This is a genomic window from Microcystis sp. M31BS1, assembly GCF_020245285.1.
In the GTDB taxonomy this organism is placed as follows: Bacteria; Cyanobacteriota; Cyanobacteriia; order Cyanobacteriales; family Microcystaceae; genus Microcystis; species Microcystis panniformis.
This window is the reverse complement of the sequence record NZ_JADBVE010000419.1, coordinates 1-5,143: the sequence shown is the minus strand read 5'-3', so window position 1 is coordinate 5,143 and position 5,143 is coordinate 1. Positions and strand designations below refer to the sequence as shown.

The window sequence follows — 5,143 nt, the reverse complement described above, 5'->3', positions numbered from 1 at the left end:
TTAAAGGCTGATTTGGTAAATTCGGCACTTCCTCCTTGATGTTTTTTCTTAAAGTTAGGATACTTAGTACGACCAGCAAAGAAATTAGTAAAAGCTGTTTGTAAATGTCTTAACCCTTGTTGTAAAGGTACACAGCTAACTTCGTTTAAAAACTCTAATTCTTCTTGTTTTTTCCAATCGGTTAGCATTGAAGAAGTTTCAGTATATCCTACTCTTTCTTGTCTTTCGTACCATGCTTGTGTTCTGAGATGGAGTGCCTTATTGTAAACCAATCTTACACAGCCCAAAGTGCGCCGCAATAGCGACTCTTGTTCGGGTGTGGGGTAAAATCGAAACGAATAGGCTTTTTCCATGCCTCACATTCTAACACATATTTTGTAAATGCGCTAAGATTTAACAGCAAAGCCAACCTAAAACGGCGGGGTTTCAGACCCAAAATTTCCGATGAGGTGAACCCTGGGGCGAATTGCTTCGCCCCTTTAAAAGCGCCGTCCCATTGCGCTAAGCGCGAGGGATGAATGCTGACATTCAGTTAAATCCTGTTTAATAAGGTATGGGGGTACTGCGGAGTGCTGGAGCTGCGGAGCGCCAGAGAAACAATCCATCGCTGGTGATCTAGAGATGATGCCCAATCCCGTCCCACTCCCTCTTGATGAGAAACGCTCTCTTCCCTCCTCTTGTCACTAATAATAAATCTGATAAGCTAATTATGTAACATATTTTTCAGTAAGCTTTACGGTTCTTCTGGTTTCTGTGTGGAAACGAGGTCTATACTGATAGTTTCTTCTTTCAAAATAGTCCTAAAAGTCTTGCCCAGTAAACATTTAACCTTACATAAGCAAAAATTATCACACAAAGTCGAGAAGAGCGGCTTTACTGCATTTAAGAGATTGACTACCGAATTTTTTGAGATCAAGATAGTACATCAGAACTGAAAAATCATCAAAAATTTTCCAGTCGGTAAGGAGAAGAATTGAGAACAAATGTATGGATAAAAAAGAAAAACTCGAATGATAGAAATTAAAAAATTTTTGGGATCGGATGGTTACACACCAAACCATAGACGGGCCGCTCCTAGCCTTGATTGCCAACGCTCTCTAAAATCGATGACAAAGACTTTTATTATAGAGGACGACTACTCGTGCTATACCTTGCAGAAGTAAAAAAACAGACTAGAGGTTTTATCGGCGGTTACAAAACCGAATTGAAACTATTGGCCTGTCAGCATAAGGATCAGACGTGGAGTGCCATACCAGGGGAAGATATCCTAACCTACGACGAAACTAACTCCCTGGGTGAAGGTGCGCTTCTCTTGGTAAATTTGAGCAATAATCGTCAACTACAAGGAAACCCGGAATTAGCGGGAGCGGAGATGGTGCGGCAACTGCAAAAGATTTCCCGTTTGATGGAGCGCAGCAAGAAAGATCAAGAGAAAATCGAGCAGTGGAAACAATCCCTCACCTATCAAAGCGAGATTCTCAACCGCCAGAAAATGGAAATGGAGACAAGAATCGAGCAAATTGAACAAATAGAGGCAGAATTAGAGTATTTAGAGCGCAAAAGACAAGAACTGGAAACCCTAAAACAACAATTAAACGAGCAACAGCGACACCTGGAAGAAGGACAAATAAATTGTAACTCCTACCCCAATCTTTCCCCAGAACAACAACAATTTATTCGCTCTCTAGCGGAGCGTTTAGCTGCTCATCATGATCGGGGCAATTCTCCCTCACAAATTCTCCATTCCACTCTTGAATCTGTGCAGGAACAACAGACAATTTTAAATAGTTGTTGGCAGAGTTTAGAGGGGCAGAAAAAAGCTGTAGAAAATCGTCAGGTCGCCAACGATGAAATGCTCGATTATCTAGAAAAAAGAGCTAGGGAATTACAGACGAGTCGCAGGGCTTTGGAAACAGCTAAAATAGAATTACAAATACAAGAAACTGTTCTGAGTCAAAAACAGAAATTATTCGAGCACCTTAACCTCACCCTACAAACCACTGATTCTACTCGACAAATGCTCCTTCGTCTCCTCGGAGGGGAAGAACTAGGTTTTGATGGTAAAATCGATCTAGAAGCTCTTGAACAAATGCCTTTAGAAGAATTGGAGAGCTTAGTTAAGAACTTACAAACAGACCTCAAGCGCTGGGAAATTTTTGTCAACGACCAAGAGGAAGAATTAACTCTCCAATGCCAAACCGTGGAAGAATTAGAAGCAAGAATGGCTACAATAGATCAATCTGAGCGAGCTAATTTAGAATCCGAATTAGCCGAGGAACAGGAAAAAAAAGGAATGCTGGCGGCAACTTTAGTCGGACAAAGACGTAATCTCCAAGAAAGGCAAGCTATTAGCTCTCAACATCTGAAAATTCTGCAACGGAGACAGGGGATTTTATCCTCAGAAGATACTCAAAAATCTGGCTTTGAACCATTGTTAATGCTGTTGGCCGATAATTATCAAAATAATCTTCAAGAAAGTCAACGTTTAGCAGCAGAAATCAAGGGACTACAAGAGGATTTACAAAAAAGCAGCGATAGTATTGACGGTCAATGGTCGGATTTAGAGCAAAAAACTCGTGAATTTGAAGAACAGGAGCGACAATGGCGCGATACTAATCTGGCATTATTGCGTTTAAAAACTCAGGTACAACAGTACGAAACTTTCCTGCAACCTGTGCAGGATCAACTCGATCAAATCCGTCAAAAACTAGAAACTATCTCCCAGTGGTTGATGCCTATGGAATCTAATGGTAGTGCCTATCATTACGCCATTAACAGTTAGGCTTAATTAGAGCTTGCTGAACAAATAATACAGGGCAATCCTGACAAAGATTTCGGCGTTTTTGCTGATAACTTTTATAGCTTTTTATCTATTAATACCAAATCCTGTTTAAAAAGTATAGGATCGCGGGGAGCAGGGAGCGTGGAGAAACAATCCATAACTTGAGAGTTAATCACACTGTTAAAAACGGATTTGGTATCAGATGGTTATGGGACAATCCGATCGAGAAATAATGATTTTAGCGGCTTTGGCCTCCCTCTTAGCGGTGGTGGCGGAAGTGGCGATCGCTTTTTAGATAAAAAAAACTGATTTATGAGGTTAAAGTCGGGCAAAATTGGCAATCAATGCCGAGGAAAGATATCGATAGAATGCTTGTGACAGGGGCAGCAATTGCGATCGCCTCAATCAGCGAAATTAAAGCATGAGTATTAGTGTAACGGGTCAGGTAAAAAGAATCGAAATAGGCACGGGAACTTGGGCATTAATTGCCGATAACGGTCAAACCTACGAATTAATAGACCCTCCCGCCGAATTAACCCAAAAAAAGGCAAAAGTGACAGTTATAGGTCAAATTCGCTCAGATGTGATGACCCTGGCCATGATCGGGCCAGTTTTACAAGTGATCTCCTTTCAATCCCTGCCATGAAGCCAAAAAATACTGCTTAAAAAAGGGTAAAATCGTTTTTTTAAGCCTGTAATCTCGAACAATTGCCGTAATTGTCCCTCAGCTATCCCAGAAAGAAAAATTGTCAAGAATACCCTAGAGGTTGATTTTTTCGAGAATAATCTCGAAATTTTGGATAATAATACTACAATAGACAGCAACTTTGTCTTAGGAACATCGGAATAACCTAAACCGATCTGTCTGATTGGTTTAACTCGTAGTTACCTAAGTTGGCGTGAGGAGAGGACTGAATGAATTTGCGCGATAATGCTTTAACGATTCTGCAAGAAACGAGTCGAACTTTTTATATTCCCATAAGTCGTTTACCAGATCGTCTGCTCGAGGCAGTAGCCTCAGCTTATCTCTGTATGAGGGCGATCGATGAAGTAGAAGACCATCCCGACCTAGATAACTTCAGTAAAGCCCAGATATTAAGACAAATTAGCCTGAATTTACAAGCAGGTACTGAAAATTCTACCAAAGAGGATTTTACTTTTGGCTTAGTCCATCGGGAGATTTTGCCAGAAGTAACCCTGAGAATTGGCGAATGGGCCCTGTTAGCACCGGATTCGATCGCCCCGCGGGTTTGGGATGCCACGGCGGCCATGGCCGATCGCATGGCCTACTGGGCTGGGAATAACTGGGATATTCGCACAGAAATAGAATTAGATCAATATACCTTTAGTGTGGCCGGTGCCGTGGGTTTATTGCTGTCTGACCTCTGGAATTGGTACGATGGCACCGAAACTAATCGCAGTTATGCCATCGGTTTTGGTCGGGGTTTACAAGCGGTTAATATTGCCCGCAACCATGGCGAGGATCTGCGCCGGGGGGTAAGTTTTCTGCCCCAGGGTTGGACAATTAGTGATATTCATAATTATGCCCGTCGTAATCTGAAATTAGCCGATTATTACACTCAATCGCTGCCGAAAGGGCCGGCCCTTGATTTTTGTAAGATTCCCCTCGCTTTAGCCCATGGCACTCTCGAAGTTCTAGCTTTAGGTAAGGAAAAACTCAGCCGCAGCGATGTTATCGCTTTGGTACAACAAATTACCCGTTGACTCTCCCCCGCTAACCGCTCGCGCGCTGTAGCGGGGGATTCTCGGTTCTTAGGCTTTTAACTAGATCGACTTGGTTTAACCCGGTCGATCCCTGTCAGACCGCCTCCGCAAGCGTTTTCTAACACGGTCAGCCCGACCGCGTTTTTTCCTCGGTTCTCGATTACCTTCGCTGATGCCGTGTCTCTTGGTTCAATGTGGCCGCAAGAATCACACCAGTAAACTCTTTCGGATAACGACTTTTTACTAGTGAAAGCACCACAATTAGGACACTCTTGCGAAGTTCCGTTTTTATCGACCTTAAGATAATATTTCCCCCGTTTCCAAACAACAAATGGTAGTATCTCGTTAATAAAACTACCGATGCCCGAATCCAGAGATTGTTTTCTATCGCTCTTCTGGAACTCTGGCAAAAATCTTACAGTCTCTAAACTCTAGCTCTCTTATGGGGTAAGCCTTCAAGCTATCGCTAACTAACAGAAACCCGAAATTTGAGTTTCGCCAATTCAAAAATGAAACGCATCAACCTCAAGAGTTGACAAAGAAAGGCTCATCAGGTACTGTCTGATCATTAACAAAAACAAATCAGACCCAAAAACGAAGCCCCCAACATCTTAACATAGAACAAAGAAACTTGCT

4 protein-coding genes and 1 pseudogene are annotated in these 5,143 nt (G+C 42.3%); 3 read left to right on the top strand and 2 right to left on the bottom strand.

Features of this window, described 5'->3' with window-relative positions:
- Positions 1-353 (bottom strand): RNA-guided endonuclease InsQ/TnpB family protein (locus IM509_RS23655; RefSeq protein WP_287717361.1); only part of this gene is annotated, 353 nt, incomplete at its 3' end.
- Between the two features lie 788 nt (positions 354-1,141).
- Between IM509_RS23655 and hmpF the strand changes: the two genes are divergently transcribed.
- The 3 genes from hmpF to IM509_RS23640 all read left to right on the top strand — a co-directional run bounded on the left by hmpF (position 1,142) and on the right by IM509_RS23640 (position 4,507).
- On the top strand, positions 1,142-2,782 hold the full coding sequence (gene hmpF / locus IM509_RS23650; protein WP_185237820.1) for a pilus motility taxis protein HmpF: 1,641 nt from the start codon (positions 1,142-1,144) through the stop codon (positions 2,780-2,782).
- Between the two features lie 421 nt (positions 2,783-3,203).
- On the top strand, positions 3,204-3,428 hold the full coding sequence (locus tag IM509_RS23645; RefSeq protein WP_002757610.1) for a hypothetical protein: 225 nt from the start codon (positions 3,204-3,206) through the stop codon (positions 3,426-3,428).
- A gap of 269 nt (positions 3,429-3,697) precedes the next feature.
- The gene (locus IM509_RS23640) at positions 3,698-4,507 is read left to right on the top strand and encodes a squalene/phytoene synthase family protein (RefSeq protein ID WP_052276767.1); all 810 of its coding nucleotides are present in this window, start codon (positions 3,698-3,700) and stop codon (positions 4,505-4,507) included.
- Between the two features lie 56 nt (positions 4,508-4,563).
- On the opposite strand, the pseudogene IM509_RS23635 reads toward IM509_RS23640, so the two are convergent.
- Positions 4,564-4,896, bottom strand: a pseudogene (locus IM509_RS23635) (zinc ribbon domain-containing protein); the annotation flags it as partial.
- Positions 4,897-5,143 lie beyond the last annotated feature (247 nt).

What these genes read in the sequence shown, in the direction of transcription:
- IM509_RS23645 (WP_002757610.1), top strand. Translation starts at nt 3,204, where the DNA reads ATGAGTATTAGTGTAACGGGTCAGGTAAAAAGAATCGAAATAGGCACG.
- IM509_RS23640 (WP_052276767.1), top strand. Translation starts at nt 3,698, where the DNA reads ATGAATTTGCGCGATAATGCTTTAACGATTCTGCAAGAAACGAGTCGA.